The organism is Methylobacterium sp. Leaf108, from assembly GCF_001423265.1.
In the GTDB taxonomy this organism is placed as follows: Bacteria; Pseudomonadota; Alphaproteobacteria; order Rhizobiales; family Beijerinckiaceae; genus Methylobacterium.
Genome location: NZ_LMND01000004.1, coordinates 88,596 through 103,850 on the forward strand (window position 1 = coordinate 88,596; position 15,255 = coordinate 103,850).

Sequence of the window (15,255 nt, forward strand, 5' to 3'; positions counted from 1 at the left end):
GGCCAGGAACCCGTTGCAAGGGTGGTTCCCGGCCGTTTGGCATTGATGTTCAAGGACTCGAGATGTTCGATTCAAATATAGCCGCCAGCGTGCAGTTAGACAATAGTTCCGATACCCATCACCACACAGCACGTTTAACGGTGCCTGCGTCGGACGCTTTCAAGCAACTATGGGATCTCGGCTACCGGCATCTCGTGCCAGTGGTTCCTCACGACGCTGTCCTGTCGCCGACGTCCCATCTCGCCAAGCGCAGAGGCGACGCGCGCGGCAAGGCGCCTGGCCAGCGCGGCCGCGGCGGCGAGTGGTTCGGGCTGGAGAAGTGGCAGACGAATGTGCCGACGCTCGCCGAGATCAAGGCTTGGGCCGCGATGGACGCAAGCGTCGGTCTCCGGCTCGGGTTGCAGGCCGACGACAAGTACCTATTCGCTATCGACGCGGACACCCTAGATCGGCCTTCGGCCGAGATCGTGAGCCGCCTTGTGGAGAAGCGCTTTGGATTGGTGCCCGTCCGGATAGGTCAATCACCGAAGGCCCTCTATCTCGTCCGTTGCCGCGACGCGCTGCCCTATCGCTCGCTCGCCTTCGAGCACGGCGTGGTGGAAGTCCTCGGCGAGGGTAAGCAGTGCGTCATGGTGGGAGTCCACCGGGTCACGCTGAAGCCGTATCGGATCACGCGGCCGGAAGGCGGATTGCCGCCGCTCGCCGACCTGCCGCTGCACGACTCGGCCGAGATCGACAAGCTACTTATCGACCTGTCGGCGGTCTTGCCCAAGCCGGAGCGGGTTTACGGGGAGCACGGCGCCACGAACCGCGCCCTAGTGAACCAGGAGAGGCTGAAGGGTGATCTGGAACTTGTCAGGCGGGCCGTGGAAGCCCTCCCCAACCGCTACCCCGCTGACGGATATGCGTGGTGGGTGAAGTTGGCGGCTGCCATCCGAGGGGCGTGCCAAGAGGACGATTGCGTCGGGCTGGAGCTGTTCGAGGACTTCACGGCCAAGGCCGAACTCGGGAAGGATGCCAGCGAATCCGCCACCCGGGTCTATCGTTCGATCAATCCGCCTTACGCCGTTGGTGCCTCGTTGATCTACGAGTTGGCCGAGGAACGCTCGGGCGGCAAGTTCGACCGCACGGATTTGTGGTTCGACCATGTTGCTGGGGCGGCGGCATCTTCCGGCACGGAAGGAGAGCCTGCGACCACCCCGGCCGCCGCCTCGGACGTGTTCGAGGTTCTGTCGCTCGGGGAGATCATCAACCGGCCGCCGACCCGCTTCATCGTTTCGCGGCACATCCCAGAGGGAAGTCTCGGGTTCCTGTATGGCGCCCCGAGCGCTGGAAAGAGCTTCGTCGTGCTCGACTTGGCCCTGCACATCGCCTTCGGCAAACCGGATTGGCACGGCGACGCCATCGAAAGCGATCCGTCGGCCTGTGTCCTCTATCTCGCTGGCGAGGGCGCCCTCGGCTTCAGGACGCGAGCCCGTGCGTGGGCCAAACGACACGGAATCCCTGAGGCCGAAATCGATAGTGGCCGGTTCAAGCTTCTGCCGGTCCCGGTCAACATGATGCGCCCCGGCCAGATCGAGAAGCTGGTGCGCACGATCCGGCGCAGCGTCGGCCGCGTGTCCCTCATCGTGGTCGACACGGTGTCGCGCTCGATGCCCGGCGCCGACGAGAACCTGCAGAAGGAAATGACGCTGTTCGTTGAGGCCTGCGACGTCCTCAAGCGCATGTTCGGGTGCGTGGTGCTCGGTGTCCATCACGCCAACAACCAGGGCCGCATCCGCGGATCGAACGTGCTGCCGGCCGGCGGCGACTTCGTGTTCAAGCTCACCAAGACCAAGGGGAGCGCGATCCGGACGCTCTTTTGCGAGAAGCAGAAGGATGGGCCGGACGATTGGTCGGACCTCTATCGCTTCGACGTGGTGGACGTGGAGGGCGGTTCGAGCCTCGTGCCGTTCCGTCACGCCATCGCTGACATACAGGTGCCCGACGCAACGCCGGATCTGACGGCACGGGTGCTGGAAGCGATGGCCGCGGCCTGGGCCGTTAGGGAGCCGTGGGCCAAGACTAACAGGGCTCGCAACGGCCGCTACGCCGGCGCGCAGATGGCACGCCAGTTCGGCATACCCGTCGAGAAAGCCGAGGCTATGCTGAAAGGCTGGATCGCCGCCCGCGTGATTGCGGTCGAGGAATACGACACCCACGGGAAGCGGGAGGGCTACCGCGTTCTGACATACACCGCGCCCCTTGAAGCGTCTGCCGTGCCGACTGGGGATGTCTTTTCATGAGCGCGGGTCTGCGGGTCTGCGCCGGGGCTTTGCGGGAATGTCCCGCTAAGTCCTTGATATCGCTTGCGGGGCTGATTTTGCGGGTCTGCCTGCGGGTCTGCGGGAACACCCCCCTTAAGTCCTTGATATTGCTTGCGGGAATGACTTTGCGGGTCTGCGGGGTTCGGTCCTACTATATAGGGAGCGGGCCGCTTCGCTGGCCCTGCGGCCGCCCGCTCCTCTATGCGTATTGGAAGGACGTCGGCCTCCCCGGTATTTCAGGCCAACACGGGCCGTTAGTTCATGGAGGCGTTTCATGAGACGCCGCGGTCCGCCCAAGAGGAGGCCGACGCCACGGCAGCGCGCGTGGTGGTCCTCGGCCCGGTTCCGAGACATCGGCCGCCAGACCTGCCTGCGCATCAACGCGAGTCGCCGCGCGGCTGTGAAGTGCGGCGCGAGGAAGAAGTCGGACGGCGAGCCCTGCAGGAACCTGCCGCTCGCCAACGGCAAGTGTCGCCTTCATGGCGGAGCTACGCCGTCTGGGAAGAACTGGCATCGTCCTACGTTCGCCCGGGCCGACACGCCGGCCGGCGCCGCCAAGCTCGATCGCAAACTTTCGGATCTGCGGGAGCGCACGAAGCGGCTCATGGATCGCCGGGCGGCGATGACGCCCGAGGAAGCCGCTCGCTACGCCGCATGGCAGCGGACCCACCAGCCTGGATCGGCGGGCGGCCGCGCGGCGGCCCGGAGCGAGGCGGCACAGATCAGGGCCATTCGCGAGATCCTGGCAAGACCCGAGCCGGTCACGCGTAGCGACGAGGCCGCCGCCATCGATGCGATGCTGGCCACGCTTGAGCGTCGCCTGGCTGAGATCCAACAGCCTGCGACCCCGGCCGGAAACGGAGACGTATTCGCATGAGTTACGGCAAGACCGTCGAGGAAGCCCGGCACGAGCTGCGCGAGCGGATGGAGTTCGAGGGGGCCGTGGTCGCCTACGAGACCGCCCTCGCCATCTGCCGAGATCCGAAAGCATCTGCCACGGCCAAGGCATCAGCGATCAACTCGCTGCTCCGGGTCGCCGGCTATGACGGAAAGCCGAGCCCGGACTTGGACAAGCCCATGGAGGAGATGACCTACGAGGAAACGAACGCTTTGCTTGACCGGCTGCGGCGACGCGAGGCTGCACTTAATGAGCCGGATGTATTTAGCTAATCACGGCTAGGAAATGGCGGCTTCTTAAATTTATTCTTATTTTTTCTGGCGTAATGCCGCTGTTCTTGCACGGCGCGAGCAACTATCGCGCGGCGTCTTCCGTCTGCAAAATCTGGATCGTCTTTAAATGGCTCCAGAAGTGCAATTATTTCTGGTGTCATACGGAGTCTGTTGCCGCTTCGTTTATAAATTGCCTCAAGTGTTATGTTTAGTTGATCTCTTGCTTTTTGGTGATCCGATTTTTTATCTTCTGGTATTTTGGGTTTGCCTGACGACCCCTGTACAGCTGCCCCTGTAATGTAGGCGTTAAGATCGTCTTCCAAGATCAGAACAGGTCGCCCGGGTATAAAAGATAACGCGCCTGAAAAACAGAGCCGCTGTACCTTCGTAACCGAGCAGCGAAGACGGGTCGCCACTTCTTTCAGCGTTAGAAGCACCACTTGCGCCATATGCAGAGTGTACAGCGTGCGCGGTACCTTTAGAAGAAGATTTATGTCTGTTTTGTATCTCAATCAAACATACAGAACAGACAAATCAATGTTTGACTATGTTTAGGGCAATGGCACCATCGTTAAGGGTATTGAAACACCTTCAACTACGTTCTGAACCTGCGGGTCCGGGGTCTTCACGCAATGTCCAGGGCGAGAGCCTAAAGGCGCGCAAGGGCCGACGGTTGACGGTGTTTCAAGCACCGGATCGCAGCAAGCCGCCTGAAACGCGGCCTAGGGACAACCGCACCATGATCGATCAACGCAGCGTGCCGCCGGCGGCGCAGCCGATGACGGCTGACCTACTTCACCACCCCCTTTCATTGGATGGGCTACTCCCCCGCTACTGGCTGATGGGACACCCTGCCGATGAGGGAGAGGAGCCGGCGCAGTCCGCGATCATCGAGATCCTGATCGACGCGGAGCAAGGCGCACGGTTCGTGGCCGAGGCCGAGGTGCTCGGCAAAAACCCCGGCCGGACGCGGCCCGTGTGCGACATCTGCGAGGACCACGGCGGCGGCGGCCCGTGGCATCTCATTGAGGCCGGCGATCCGCGTGCCCTGATCCTGGAGTTGATGCTTCTGGCGCAGCGCCACGGGTGCAAGCGCATGCCGTTCCCGGGCTAGGCGCCCGCCAGGATCGGACGATCCGAGGGGCGCCCTGACCGGCGCCCCTTTCGCGTTTCAGAGGCCCCAGGCGATCAAGGCGCTCTCGCCGGCGGTCGGGTCGGCCTTGATCCGCAACACGGTCTGTCGGGACAGGCCGGCGGCACGGGCGATCTCTGACGTGCCGGTCTCCATGGCGAGCATGTCGCGCACCATGACGAACTGAGGACGCGTGTAGGACGGCTTGCGGCCCTTGTAGGCCCGTTCCGTCTCGTCGGCCTTGGCGTGGTCGATGCCGGCCCGCTGCGCCTCTTTGGTGGCCTCGGCCTGCGCTTGGCTCATCGCGGCCATGAAGCCGATCAGCGCGTCACGCACGGCCTGTTGCATAGGGTCCTTCGTGTCGCCGTCGAACGTCATGCCGTTGATGACGGTGCGGACGATGACACCGCGGCGCATGAACTCGCGGATGGTTTCCGTCACGTCGGCGTAGTTGCGGCCGAGCCGATCCACCCACCGCACCACCAGCGTGTCGCCAGTTCGCAGCATGTCGAACAGGCGCCGACCCTCGGGCCGTTCCACCAGGCGAGTGCTAACGCCGGACACGCCATGGTCCGCCACCACGTCGTCAATCTTGAAGCCGGCCGCCTCGGCCTGTGTCCGCTGATGGGCGCTGGTCTGGTCGGCGGTTGAGACGCGGGCGTAGAGGACGGTTTTCATGGCGCGGACTGTCCGTTGAGATGATGTCCGCATATGAGGCTGTCCGTTGACCGAAGTCAATCCTAACGGACATGGTTATAGAGGGTCGTGACGGTGTACGCGGGGGTATTCCCTAACGGACACGCTTGCGCATGCCTGCAGCGCATGACGGCGGTCCAGGTGTCTCGCATCCTCGACCGGGCGGCCCAGCCGGCCCGAAGGTGCACCACACGTTCGAGCCGGCTTCGACGTGCCCCACGAAGCCCCGTGACGGCCGTGGCGGGGCGCGGGGCGCCGGAGTAGTCAAGACCAGACGAAGTGCCTTCTCCAGCTCTGTTGGCCACCGCCAAGCCCCACCGAGGTCGCACCAGCCGGGTCACCACCCCGGCCCTGCCCGGCCAGTCGACCGACCCCTGGGGGGCGGTCCGAACGCCATCGCCGCTGCCGCGTCCCGCGCCAGTAGAAAAATACGGTCCGCTGAAAACTTTAGACATACGGCGTGGCGAAATGGTCGACCGGGCAGGCGGTGGCGAAACGAAGGTCGACGGCAAAACCGCATGGCCGATTTAGAGCGGATTGCCGTCACCCGCGAGCCGTCCGCCACCCCGCGACCTTCGCCCTCAATCAGGGGTTTATGCCATCATGCGGCACGAACAGTGATGAGGAAGCGAGTGACCTCGCTGCTCAGGTGCCCAGATTGGCGCGACAGCTCAGACGCTGACACCAGGACCTGGGATGCGGCAGCGCCCGTGCTTTCAGCGGCATCTGCCACGCCCGAAATGTTGCTTGTAACCTCGCCCGTGCCTGTCGCCGCTTGAGCCACGTTGCGAACGATTTCTTGGGTGGCTGCACTTTGCTCTTCAACCGCCGCCGCAATGGCGGTCGAGAGGCCTGCGATGTCATGAATTCGTGCGGTGATACCCTGGATGGCCATAACAGCCAGATTAGTCGACGACTGGATGCGCGCGATCTGTGATCCGATTTCTTGCGTGGCACGTGCTGTCTGCGCGGCCAGCTCTTTCACTTCGCTGGCCACGACCGCAAAGCCACGGCCTGCCTCGCCGGCACGGGCCGCCTCAATCGTTGCGTTGAGCGCCAAAAGGTTCGTCTGGCCGGCGATGTTGGAGATCAGGCTGACTACGTCACCGATTTTGGCCGCGCCTGCACTTAGTTCCTGAACGAGGTGCTCGGTCTGTGCCGCCTCGGCGACGACATCCTGGGCGAGGGTGGCCGATCCGCTAACTTGACGGCCGATCTCCTGGACAGACGAGCCTAACTCTTCTGCGGCGGCAGCCACTGTATTGACGTTAAAAGCTGCCTCCTCGGCCGCAGCAGCGACGGTCGTGGACTGGCTTGCCGTCTCACTCGCTGTGCCGCTCATGCTTCGAGCCGTGGCTTGCAGCTCCGTGGCGGCTGCAGTGACGACACCGACAATTCCACCGACAGCCTCCTCGAAGCTGTCAGCCATCTGCTGCATCGCTACCTTGCGTTGTGCCTCAGCGCCGGCACGTGCAAGAACGTTTTCCTTCTCTAGCTGATGGCTGTGGATCATGTTGTCTTTGAACACCTGCACGGCTTCAGCCATCGCGCCAAGCTCGTCGCGTCGCTCGATGCCTGGAACGATCGTTGTGACGTTGCCCTGCGCTAGCTTGCTCATGACTGAGGTCATGGCCTGCAGCGGACGGGCGATCCGAAGGTAGCTGAAAGCCATCGCGCCCGTGGCGACCAGCGCGGCTAAGGCAAGGGCGACCCAAGTCAGGTTGCGGGCGCTGGTATCGGCTGCGTCGGCAGCACGCGCTGCCGCTTCCGCACCTTTACGGTTCAGCTCAGCGGCCTGGGACAGAAGGGCGATCGCAGCTTCATTATTAGCTCTGGACTCACCTTGAAAAAGTTGCATGGCCTCTGCGTGACGTTCCTTCTCAACGAAAGCCACGATGCGGTTCCAAATCTGGCCATTGGAAGCCCACCTTGCGCGGAAGGCGTCGGCCAGGGCTCGCCCTTCGGACGAGGTGATTAAGAACTCATAACGCGAAGAAAGGAGCTGCATCCGGGCGTTGACCTCCGCAAGTGCCTTAAGGGCGGCCGCACGGTCGATGTCCGTTTCTACTGCTTGGTAGCGGTAACTGAGAATACGCGCATCAGCAGCAGTGGTTTCCATCTGCCGAACCACATCGACAGACGGCATCCAGTTCACGATAATATCAGTTACCTTTTCCCGGATAATACCAAGGGAGCTCAGTCCAGCGACGCCTTGTCCAAGGGAGACTAATGCTAGCAGGGCAAAGAGACCTACCAGCGTTGATTTCACTGATAACCGCATGAGAGAATGACTTTCGCGTATCCGTCAGATGTAGTCGACACTGAGATACCGATATGGCCAATCCTTAAAAAATTTGTTAAAACAGTTACGTTTTGACTGTATATGCATCTAAATTCAAAGTGATTGCTCGATAATTTGCTAGATGCGCTTATAATTTAGGCATAAGTCGTCCGAAAGTTGCATAATTTTGCAACCGTCGCCGTTTGTGAGGCGCGCTGCGGAGTGGCTGGCGGCAGCCGAGAACGAGTTGCAGAGCCCGGTAGCGGTTATGGAGTTCCGCTGGCACCGTTTGCGCAGCACGAACAGGGGCGCTTCCATCGCTTTACGATCTGTGGGGTCGCCGGTTGTGGCCTTCACAAGCCATCCAAGCGTTCAGATCCTCGCTGCCGATCCTGCACACGGCCACGACCCGGCCATAGCGGTCGGTATCCCGCGGATCGCAGGTGAGAACCCGCTTGCCGATCCGGTCGGCCAGCGCCAGGGCCGCGACCTGGCCGCACCGATAGTCCTTTCCAGCCGCGTCCTTGCAGCGTTGGCCGCTCTCGGGCGCATCGATGCCGTGGAGCCTGATGCGGGTGCCGCGGACCTCAAACGTGTCGCCGTCGATCACCGAGGCCTGGCCGACGATCGGCTCGGCTAGCGCCGGTGTGGTCAGGAGGAGAAGGGCGAGAAGGGGCAGGGTGCGCATGGGGTCGCATTACCATGGTCGCACCCTGCGCGAGACCATGGTGCCTGACTTCGACACCCGATCTCACGCAACGTCCCATCGCATCGAACGTCTCAGCTGGTGACCCTGACGGGAGCTTCAGACCTCGCCCTCACCCGGCTTTCCTACAGGCTGGACGCCTTTCGACGGATCGCCATCTTCCGATGGCCGTCCCGATGGCCCCGACGTTCCCTTTCCGGGATGTCCTGTCAGCTCGTCGATGTTGCCGAGCGCCCCGCCTTCCTTGGTGCTGCCGGCGTTCGGTACTTCCTTGTCTTCTGATTTTTCCGGCTTGCGCATTGTTTCCTCCTGTCAGTTTTCTCGCCAACTCGACACGGAGGACAGACGTTCCGAGTATGGTCGACGTGTCAGCGACAGGCCTCCTCAATCATGAAGCTCCCTCGCTGGATCTTTGATCGCCTCCAACCCCGGCGGTTTCGTTGTGAGGTCGAGGCCAAGGCAACCGACCTCGCTGCCGTCCACGGTCCGGTGGCCTATGCAGTCGCGCGGGAACAGGCCCGCATCGAGCGTCGCGCTAGGTGGCCAGGCGACGATCGCTTCTGGAACCAAGTGGCCGTTGAGATCGCCCGGCGCGAGGGCCGCGCCAGCGAGATCGGATTGACTGGGGTCGATCGGTATCCCGGGCCTCTATAGGCGACCGGATCTCGAAACACGCCCCAGCGTGACGCTCTCCGTGGCAATGATTCGTTTGCCCCTTTCCCCGTTGTCCACAGGGTCGCCGCGGCTAGTTTGACGACGCCGCAGGTGGCGTGCGTTCTGCTTTCGTTCCTCGTGGAGACGGGCCAATGACAGCAGCGCAGATCGCCACGATGATGGACATGAGCGAGGTCGAGGTCACTGCCACCGCCTACATCGAGGCAGCGCAGGGCGACGTCGATCAGGCATTGCGTTGGGCGGTTAGCGACCTCTTGGCGATCGAAGCCAAGCTGTCCGAGGCCCTGCGCGCCGTCTCTCGCGGTTACGTCAGAGGCGAGTTGCCCGCGGCCGCGGCCTGACCATGCAAGTCCGTCAGATCGTCGAGATTGCCCCGGATGCCGCTGGTCTCGTCCTGATCCCAATCATGGGCGCGGCACTCTGCGCTGGCTTCCCATCACCGGCCGACGATTTCCTGGAAGGGTCATTGGAGCTTCCGCGGTGGCTCGCCCCCAATCCGCCGGCCACCTTCGCCTGGAATATCTCGGGCGATTCGATGCGGGCCGCCGGTATCTTCGATCGCGACCTCGCGGTTGTTGATCGCAGCTTGAAGGCCGGCAACGGCAGCGTGGTCGTGGCCGCGATCGACGGCGAGATGTCGATCAAGCGGCTGCGCATCGAGGGCAGTGTGGCGCGGCTGGCTTTCGACAATCCGGACCTGCCGGCTTTCGCCGTCCAGGAGGCGGCCGAGGGCGAGATCTGGGGCGTGGTCCGCTTCACCATCCGCTGGCACGTCGCGCGCGCCGGACTGATGCGATGAGCCGCGCCATCGCGCTGATCGACGGCAACAGCTTCTACTGCTCCTGCGAGCGGGTGTTCGACCCCAAGCTCGCCCGGGTGCCGGTGATCGTGCTGTCCAACAACGATGGCTGCGCCATCGCCCGGACTGCCGAAGCCAAGGCGCTGGGTATCAAGATGGGCGACCCCTTCTTCAAGATCCGCGAGCAGTGCCGGCGGGACGGGGTGCGGGTCTTCTCGTCGAACTACACCCTCTATGGCGACATGTCGGCCCGGACGAACGCGGTCTACCGCGACTTCGCGCCGGCGGTGGAGATCTACTCGATCGACGAGAGCTTCCTCGATCTGTCCGACGTGCATCCCGACCGGCGCGGCGAACTCGCCCGCGATCTGCGGGCGACGGTCCGGTCCTGGACCGGGATTCCGACGTGCGTCGGGATCGGGCCGACGAAGACCCTGGCCAAGCTCGCCAACCACATCGCCAAGTCCATTCCCGACCTCGACGGCGTCTGCGACCTGTCCGACGAGGACGAGCGCGCGGCCTGGCTCTGCCGCATCCACGTCGGCGAGGTCTGGGGTATCGGCCGGGCGTCGCTTGCCAAGCTCGAAGCCATGGGCGTCGACTCGGTGGCGGACCTGCGCGACCTTGATCCCCGGCCGGTGCGCAAGGCGATGACGGTGGTGGGTGAGCGCATCATCCACGAGCTGCGCGGGCTGTCTTGCCTGCCGCTCGAACTGATGCCGGCCCAGCGCAAGGGCTGCGCGGTGACCCGCTCGTTCTCCCGCCGTGTCACTGAACGGGCGGTGCTGGAGCAGGCAGTGGCGGCGCACGCGACCCGCCTCGGCGAGAAGCTCCGGCGCGGCGGGCTCGGCACGTCTCACCTCACCGTCTTCTACCACACCAGCACCCACGACCGCGGCGACCCGATGCGGTCGGTCTCGACCACTGTGACCCTGCCGGAGGCAACGAACGACACCCTCGCGCTGATCGCGGCGGCACGACACGGCGTCGACCGGACCTGGCGCGAGGCGCCGGACGACCGCCCCTGGCGCTACTCCAAAGCCGGCGTCGTCACCACCGACCTGATGCTGCTCGACGCCAGCCCGCGGGCGCTGATCGGCCAGCTCGACCGCAAGCGCAGTGGTCCCCTCATGGCGGCCATGGACGCCTGCAACGCGCGCTTCGGCCGCGGAAGCGTCGTACCAGCGCGGGCCGGGCTCGCGGCGAAGCGGACGTGGTCGACGAAGTTCGAGATGCGTAGCCCGCGCTACACGACACAGGTGACCGAGTTGCCGACGGCGCGCGCCTAGCCATGGAGCGCCTTTGCGACATTCGAGCCCGACAGATTGAGATCGCTTGCGGCCCCTGCCAGCGCCGAGGGGTCTACCACCTCGATAGGCTGCGCCGTCGCTTCGGCGAGCATGCCTCGATCTGGGACGTCTACCTGAAGCTGACCCAGACATGCCGCTATCAGTGCGAGTCCAGTAGCCGTATGCCGAACCAGTACGGAATGGCATGTCGCGCCAAGATCGATACCTTGGGCTTGGTGAGCCCACGGGGCCTGCCGTCGAGAACGTGAGCCTATGTGCAACCTCTATAGCTTGATCACCTCGCAAGCGGAGATCCGCGAGGCATTTGGCCTGGTGCAGGATCGGACCGGCAACCTGCCGGTGCTGCCGGCCATCTTCCCCGACCAGCGCGCGCCGATCGTTCGGCTCGAGGGTGGCGAGCGGGTGATGGAGATGTTCCGGTGGGGCATCCCGGGCCCCAAGCAGTTCGGCGAACACCCGGTCACCAACGTGCGCAACGTGAAGAGCCCGCATTGGCGTCCCTGGCTCACGCCGGAGCATCGCTGCCTCGTGCCGGTCTCCTCGTTCTCGGAATATGCCGATACCAAGCCCAGGAAGACGCCGACGTGGTTCGCCCTCGACGACGGGCGGCCGCCGTTCGCCTTTGCCGGCATCTGGCGGTCCTGGACGGGCGTTCGCGGCACCAAGGCGGAGAACCCCGACCGCGAGGAAGCCGAACACCGGCTGTTTTCATTTCTCACCTGCGAAACGAACGGGGTCGTCGGCCCCGTCCATCCCAAGGCCATGCCGGTGCTGCTGACGACGCCTGAGGAATGGCGCACCTGGCTGGAGGCCCCGACCGAGGTCGCGCTAGCGCTTCAGCGGCCGCTGCCGGACGAAGCCATGAAGATCGTGGCCACTGGACCGCGAAGGGATCCGGCGTGAGTCGCGACGACCGTGTCAATGGCTTCATCTTCATCAACCGGCGCAGGGCTTGGCTCAGGACGATGGAAGGCGGAGTGTGATGTCCACCAAGCACCTGAAGGCGAAGGGCTATCTGAAGTGAGCGAAGGCCCGACGTTCGAAGCCGACGTCCCATACAAAGCCGAACGGCTGGCAGAGATTGCCCGCATGGCGAACCTACTCGCCGAACGGTTGCTCGACGATCAGATCATGGCGCGGCCGATTTCGCGGGATGGTATCCTGGCCTTGCTGAAGGCCTCTTTGCTGCTCAAGGACTATGGCCAGGTGATCCCGCCGCTGCTGAACCAGATCGTGCAGCACCTGGGTGATGAGGAAATTTTCGGCTCCGCTGTGGAGCGAGACGATCCTGACCCTGACGGCGCTGAACAACTCGCTTGGTCTTTGCGTCCCTTCCAAGGATCGTAGGGGCAACCTAGCTAGGTTGGCGACAGGAGGCAGACGTGCAGGAAACACCGGACGCGGACAAGGCGGCTCGCAACATCGCGGAAAATGTCTATTTCGCCTTCTCACGGCAGGCTACGTCTTTCATCCACCCTGCAAAAGAGCAGATCCTTCTGACGAGACTGGTGGAAGCGATAAGGCCTGAGATTGCCTCCTCCCAGGACATGATCGTGGTTGCCGCGAACGATGCCCTGGTGGCCTGGGAACAAGCCAACGATGAGGTGCGTGGACCTCGTGTCGCATCGCTAGATCTGACCGACGGCTCCGTGACGATGAGCCTGCCTCAGCAACCGGACTGATCTTCATGGATCGGCCGGGGAAGGCCCCCGAGGCTAGTCGCCAACGATTCAGGAGCACACGTGTCCGACGAGCAGAGCAAAGAACGGAAGCAAGCTGAGGCAGCATTTGCGAAAAAGCAGAGCCTCCCCATCCCCATGCCCGACGAGGAGCCTATCGAGAACGTAGCTGAAGTGAATATGGCTCGTCAGAAAGCCGCGCGCTTGGCCAGGGACGCAATCCAGCCCACCAAAAAGAAGGGCTGAAGGAGCTGATGATATGTCACCAAGCACCCCCAAGCGAAGGGTTGTCTGACGCGAGTTGCGCAACAATAGCAGCCGGTCAAACGGCATGAAGGCGCCCGTATCTCTGACTTGCGAGGCTCGAGTCGAAGGCAAATGGCAGACGATCTCTCTTGACGAGGCTCATGGCAGCTTCCGGAACGATCCGAAGAGATGCCCTGCCTGCCATGGTCCCGTGTACGTGCTTGGAAACTACACGGGCACTCGCAAATTGGTCCTCACGCATCGCAAGAAGCATAGCGGCTGCCGGCTCACGCGCCCGGGCTTCTCAGGAACGCCTTCGCCCCACCCAGACGCGCTGGCATGAGGCCGGTAGTCCGCCTTAGGGCTCACTGTCGGCGTGGAGTTCATCCCCAAGAACAGCAGCGGGGCTGGCGTGCGGCTGAAGAAGGGGTCGGGCTCCAAGCGCATGCTGGAAAAATAGCATCGAGCGCGCGATTGCCAATGATGCCAATGGCCACCATCAAAATCGATAGTGCTCATCATCGGGTTTTACTCGGATGAGGCCCCGTCGCAACACCATTGCGTTACCAAAACTGCTATTTCGATGTGGCGTTCTCAAAGCCGAATTTAAAACGCGATTGTGAGGAATGATGCCAACGCAAATCGAATTTCCGAACGATCTCGTAAGATATCAAGCAGGAATAGCAAGCCTCGGCGGAAACATTGCAATCGATTATTCCGCAAGCACGGCAAATGGAAGGTTGGCGCTCAGCGAATTTTCACTAGCAGTCGACAGGCGAACTTTTGGTTCTTTTGATTCATTTAAGGTAGAATATGTTTCCACTGCAGACTCCTATACGTTAAGGGGAACGAGCAGTTCCAATCCAAATGATCAACTAGCATTTGCATATGTTGGACAGCAACCTAGTAGCCTTTCTTATCTGACGGCAAATGTTGCCGGAAGTGAAGTTACTTGGTTGAATGGTCCCGTTTTTTCGACATTTATACCTTGCTTTGTAACAGGCACGCAGATTGCAACCATGCAGGGTTATATTTGCGTTGAAAATCTTGCGATCGGCGACATTGTAGTAACTGGCTCCGGTCAACAGCGCTCAATCAAATGGATTGGCTATCGCAGTATTCATTGCCAAAGACATCGTCATCCCGCTTCGGTTTTACCTGTACGCGTTCTTGCAAACGCCTTTGGAACAGATCTACCCAAGCGCAATCTTTACCTATCCCCAGATCACTCCGTCTGCGTCCGTGTGCTTGACGAGGTCTTGATCCCGATCAAGCACCTGATCAACGACGCGACGATCGCTCAGGTCGAGACGGCCGAGGTCACCTACTGGCATGTCGAACTCGATAGCCACGACATCCTCTTGGCCGAAGGCCTGCCGGCTGAGAGCTTCCTCGACACGGGCGTCCGCGCCGGCTTCGAGAACGGTGCCGAGCACATAGTGCTCCATCCAGACTTCTCCCCGCTCACATTGGACGCCTTCTGCCGCCCCTTGGTCCAGGAGGGGCCGATCTTGGATGCGGTATGCCTGCGCCTACTCGCCCGCGCCTCGGAGTTGGGCTGGACCCTGACCAGCGAGGACGATCTTCACGCTGTTGTCGATGGTGCGGTCGTCTATCCGGAGCGAGAGGGGGCCGTCGCGCGCTTCACGATCCCGGCCGAAGCGACCGACATCCGCCTGCACTCGCGCAGCTTCGTGCCAGAGCGCGTACATGTCGGAGCGGGAGATGGGCGCCGCCTCGGTGTGCCCCTGCGTGGCCTGTCAGTGGTGGACAGTGCGGGGGTGACATGGTCGGTGCCTATCGGGAGCGAGGCCCTGAACCAGGGCTTCTCCTTTGTGCAGGGAGAGGCAGAGCGGCCCTGGCGCTGGACGACGGGTGAGGCGGTTGTGCCCTCTATCCTCTGGTCTAGGACCGGAGGGGCCTTCAGCCTCGTCGTCGAACTGGCGTCTGAGGAGGGTACTTTGCAGGCTTGGCAAGCGCCCGGGATGGTAAATAGCCAGGAGACGTCAGAAGCCAGCCCTGAAGCCGTTGCGGCGTGAGCGCTGACTGTCTGATCAGCCCCCATTGAAGTGGTCCGCCCTTTGGTATGGCTTTTGAGCCTGGAGGACGGACGAGATGGCAAAGCACCCGAAGCCTGAGGAGATCGTTGCCAAGCTGCGGCAGGCGGATGTGCTGATCTCACAGGGCCAGAGCGTGGCCGATGCAATCCGCGCGCTCGGCGTGAGCTCAGTGACGTACTACCGGTGGCGGCGTGA

The 15,255-nt window shown here is 62.6% G+C and carries 17 protein-coding genes and 1 pseudogene; 13 read left to right on the top strand and 5 right to left on the bottom strand.

Going from position 1 to position 15,255, the window contains the following annotated elements; all coding sequences use genetic code 11:
* Nucleotides 1–62 precede the first annotated feature (62 nt).
* The 3 genes from ASF39_RS05205 (at nucleotide 63) to ASF39_RS05215 (ending at nucleotide 3,476) form a co-directional block, all read left to right on the top strand.
* Nucleotides 63–2,285, top strand: a complete 2,223-nt coding sequence (locus ASF39_RS05205; RefSeq protein ID WP_162240575.1) for an AAA family ATPase — start codon at nucleotides 63–65, stop codon at nucleotides 2,283–2,285.
* 295 nt (nucleotides 2,286–2,580) lie between these two features.
* Nucleotides 2,581–3,183: an HGGxSTG domain-containing protein gene (locus ASF39_RS21055; RefSeq protein ID WP_156648403.1), complete on the top strand. Its 603-nt coding sequence runs from the start codon at nucleotides 2,581–2,583 to the stop codon at nucleotides 3,181–3,183.
* A complete protein-coding gene (locus tag ASF39_RS05215; RefSeq protein WP_056281649.1) occupies nucleotides 3,180–3,476 on the top strand; it encodes a hypothetical protein in 297 nt (98 codons plus the stop codon). Before ASF39_RS21055 ends, ASF39_RS05215 begins: the two co-directional genes overlap by 4 nt.
* Here the strand turns inward: ASF39_RS05215 and ASF39_RS20245 are convergent.
* Nucleotides 3,473–3,925 carry a helix-turn-helix domain-containing protein gene (locus ASF39_RS20245; RefSeq protein WP_082494376.1) on the bottom strand — a complete coding sequence of 151 codons (453 nt, stop codon included), beginning with the start codon at nucleotides 3,923–3,925 and terminating at the stop codon, nucleotides 3,473–3,475. The genes ASF39_RS05215 and ASF39_RS20245 overlap by 4 nt on opposite strands.
* A 290-nt stretch (nucleotides 3,926–4,215) precedes the next feature.
* Between ASF39_RS20245 and ASF39_RS05220 the strand changes: the two genes are divergently transcribed.
* On the top strand, nucleotides 4,216–4,590 hold the full coding sequence (locus ASF39_RS05220; protein ID WP_156648405.1) for a hypothetical protein: 375 nt from the start codon (nucleotides 4,216–4,218) through the stop codon (nucleotides 4,588–4,590).
* Between the two features lie 57 nt (nucleotides 4,591–4,647).
* Here the strand turns inward: ASF39_RS05220 and ASF39_RS05225 are convergent, their stop codons facing one another.
* The 4 genes from ASF39_RS05225 to ASF39_RS20250 form a co-directional block, all read right to left on the bottom strand.
* Complete coding sequence (locus ASF39_RS05225) at nucleotides 4,648–5,286, bottom strand: recombinase family protein (protein ID WP_056281653.1); 639 nt, start codon at nucleotides 5,284–5,286, stop codon at nucleotides 4,648–4,650.
* Nucleotides 5,287–5,905: 619 nt separating this feature from the next.
* Nucleotides 5,906–7,585 carry a methyl-accepting chemotaxis protein gene (locus tag ASF39_RS05230; protein WP_056281656.1) on the bottom strand — a complete coding sequence of 560 codons (1,680 nt, stop codon included), beginning with the start codon at nucleotides 7,583–7,585 and terminating at the stop codon, nucleotides 5,906–5,908.
* A gap of 322 nt (nucleotides 7,586–7,907) precedes the next feature.
* A complete protein-coding gene (locus ASF39_RS05235; RefSeq protein WP_082494377.1) occupies nucleotides 7,908–8,273 on the bottom strand; it encodes a thermonuclease family protein in 366 nt (121 codons plus the stop codon).
* Between the two features lie 117 nt (nucleotides 8,274–8,390).
* Nucleotides 8,391–8,591: a hypothetical protein gene (locus ASF39_RS20250; RefSeq protein WP_082494378.1), complete on the bottom strand. Its 201-nt coding sequence runs from the start codon at nucleotides 8,589–8,591 to the stop codon at nucleotides 8,391–8,393.
* Nucleotides 8,592–9,097: 506 nt separating this feature from the next.
* Here ASF39_RS20250 and ASF39_RS05240 point away from each other — a divergent pair.
* The 9 genes and pseudogenes from ASF39_RS05240 to ASF39_RS05280 form a co-directional block, all read left to right on the top strand.
* Entirely contained in the window at nucleotides 9,098–9,307 is a 210-nt protein-coding gene (locus tag ASF39_RS05240) for a hypothetical protein (RefSeq protein ID WP_056281658.1), read from the top strand.
* Nucleotides 9,308–9,309: 2 nt separating this feature from the next.
* Nucleotides 9,310–9,765 carry a translesion error-prone DNA polymerase V autoproteolytic subunit gene (umuD, locus tag ASF39_RS05245; protein ID WP_056281661.1) on the top strand — a complete coding sequence of 152 codons (456 nt, stop codon included), beginning with the start codon at nucleotides 9,310–9,312 and terminating at the stop codon, nucleotides 9,763–9,765.
* The gene (locus ASF39_RS05250) at nucleotides 9,762–11,054 is read left to right on the top strand and encodes a Y-family DNA polymerase (RefSeq protein WP_056281664.1); all 1,293 of its coding nucleotides are present in this window, start codon (nucleotides 9,762–9,764) and stop codon (nucleotides 11,052–11,054) included. The genes umuD and ASF39_RS05250 overlap by 4 nt, the downstream gene beginning before the upstream one ends.
* A gap of 273 nt (nucleotides 11,055–11,327) precedes the next feature.
* Complete coding sequence (locus tag ASF39_RS05260; RefSeq protein WP_056281670.1) at nucleotides 11,328–11,978, top strand: SOS response-associated peptidase family protein; 651 nt, start codon at nucleotides 11,328–11,330, stop codon at nucleotides 11,976–11,978.
* An 18-nt stretch (nucleotides 11,979–11,996) separates the two neighbouring features.
* The gene (locus ASF39_RS21060) at nucleotides 11,997–12,422 is read left to right on the top strand and encodes a hypothetical protein (protein ID WP_156648407.1); all 426 of its coding nucleotides are present in this window, start codon (nucleotides 11,997–11,999) and stop codon (nucleotides 12,420–12,422) included.
* Nucleotides 12,423–12,457: 35 nt separating this feature from the next.
* On the top strand, nucleotides 12,458–12,757 hold the full coding sequence (locus ASF39_RS05270; protein ID WP_056281675.1) for a hypothetical protein: 300 nt from the start codon (nucleotides 12,458–12,460) through the stop codon (nucleotides 12,755–12,757).
* A gap of 60 nt (nucleotides 12,758–12,817) precedes the next feature.
* Complete coding sequence (locus ASF39_RS21065) at nucleotides 12,818–13,000, top strand: hypothetical protein (RefSeq protein WP_156648408.1); 183 nt, start codon at nucleotides 12,818–12,820, stop codon at nucleotides 12,998–13,000.
* 626 nt (nucleotides 13,001–13,626) lie between these two features.
* Nucleotides 13,627–15,039 carry a Hint domain-containing protein gene (locus ASF39_RS20255; RefSeq protein WP_082494379.1) on the top strand — a complete coding sequence of 471 codons (1,413 nt, stop codon included), beginning with the start codon at nucleotides 13,627–13,629 and terminating at the stop codon, nucleotides 15,037–15,039.
* Between the two features lie 76 nt (nucleotides 15,040–15,115).
* Nucleotides 15,116–15,255: pseudogene (locus ASF39_RS05280) on the top strand (IS3 family transposase); the annotation flags it as partial.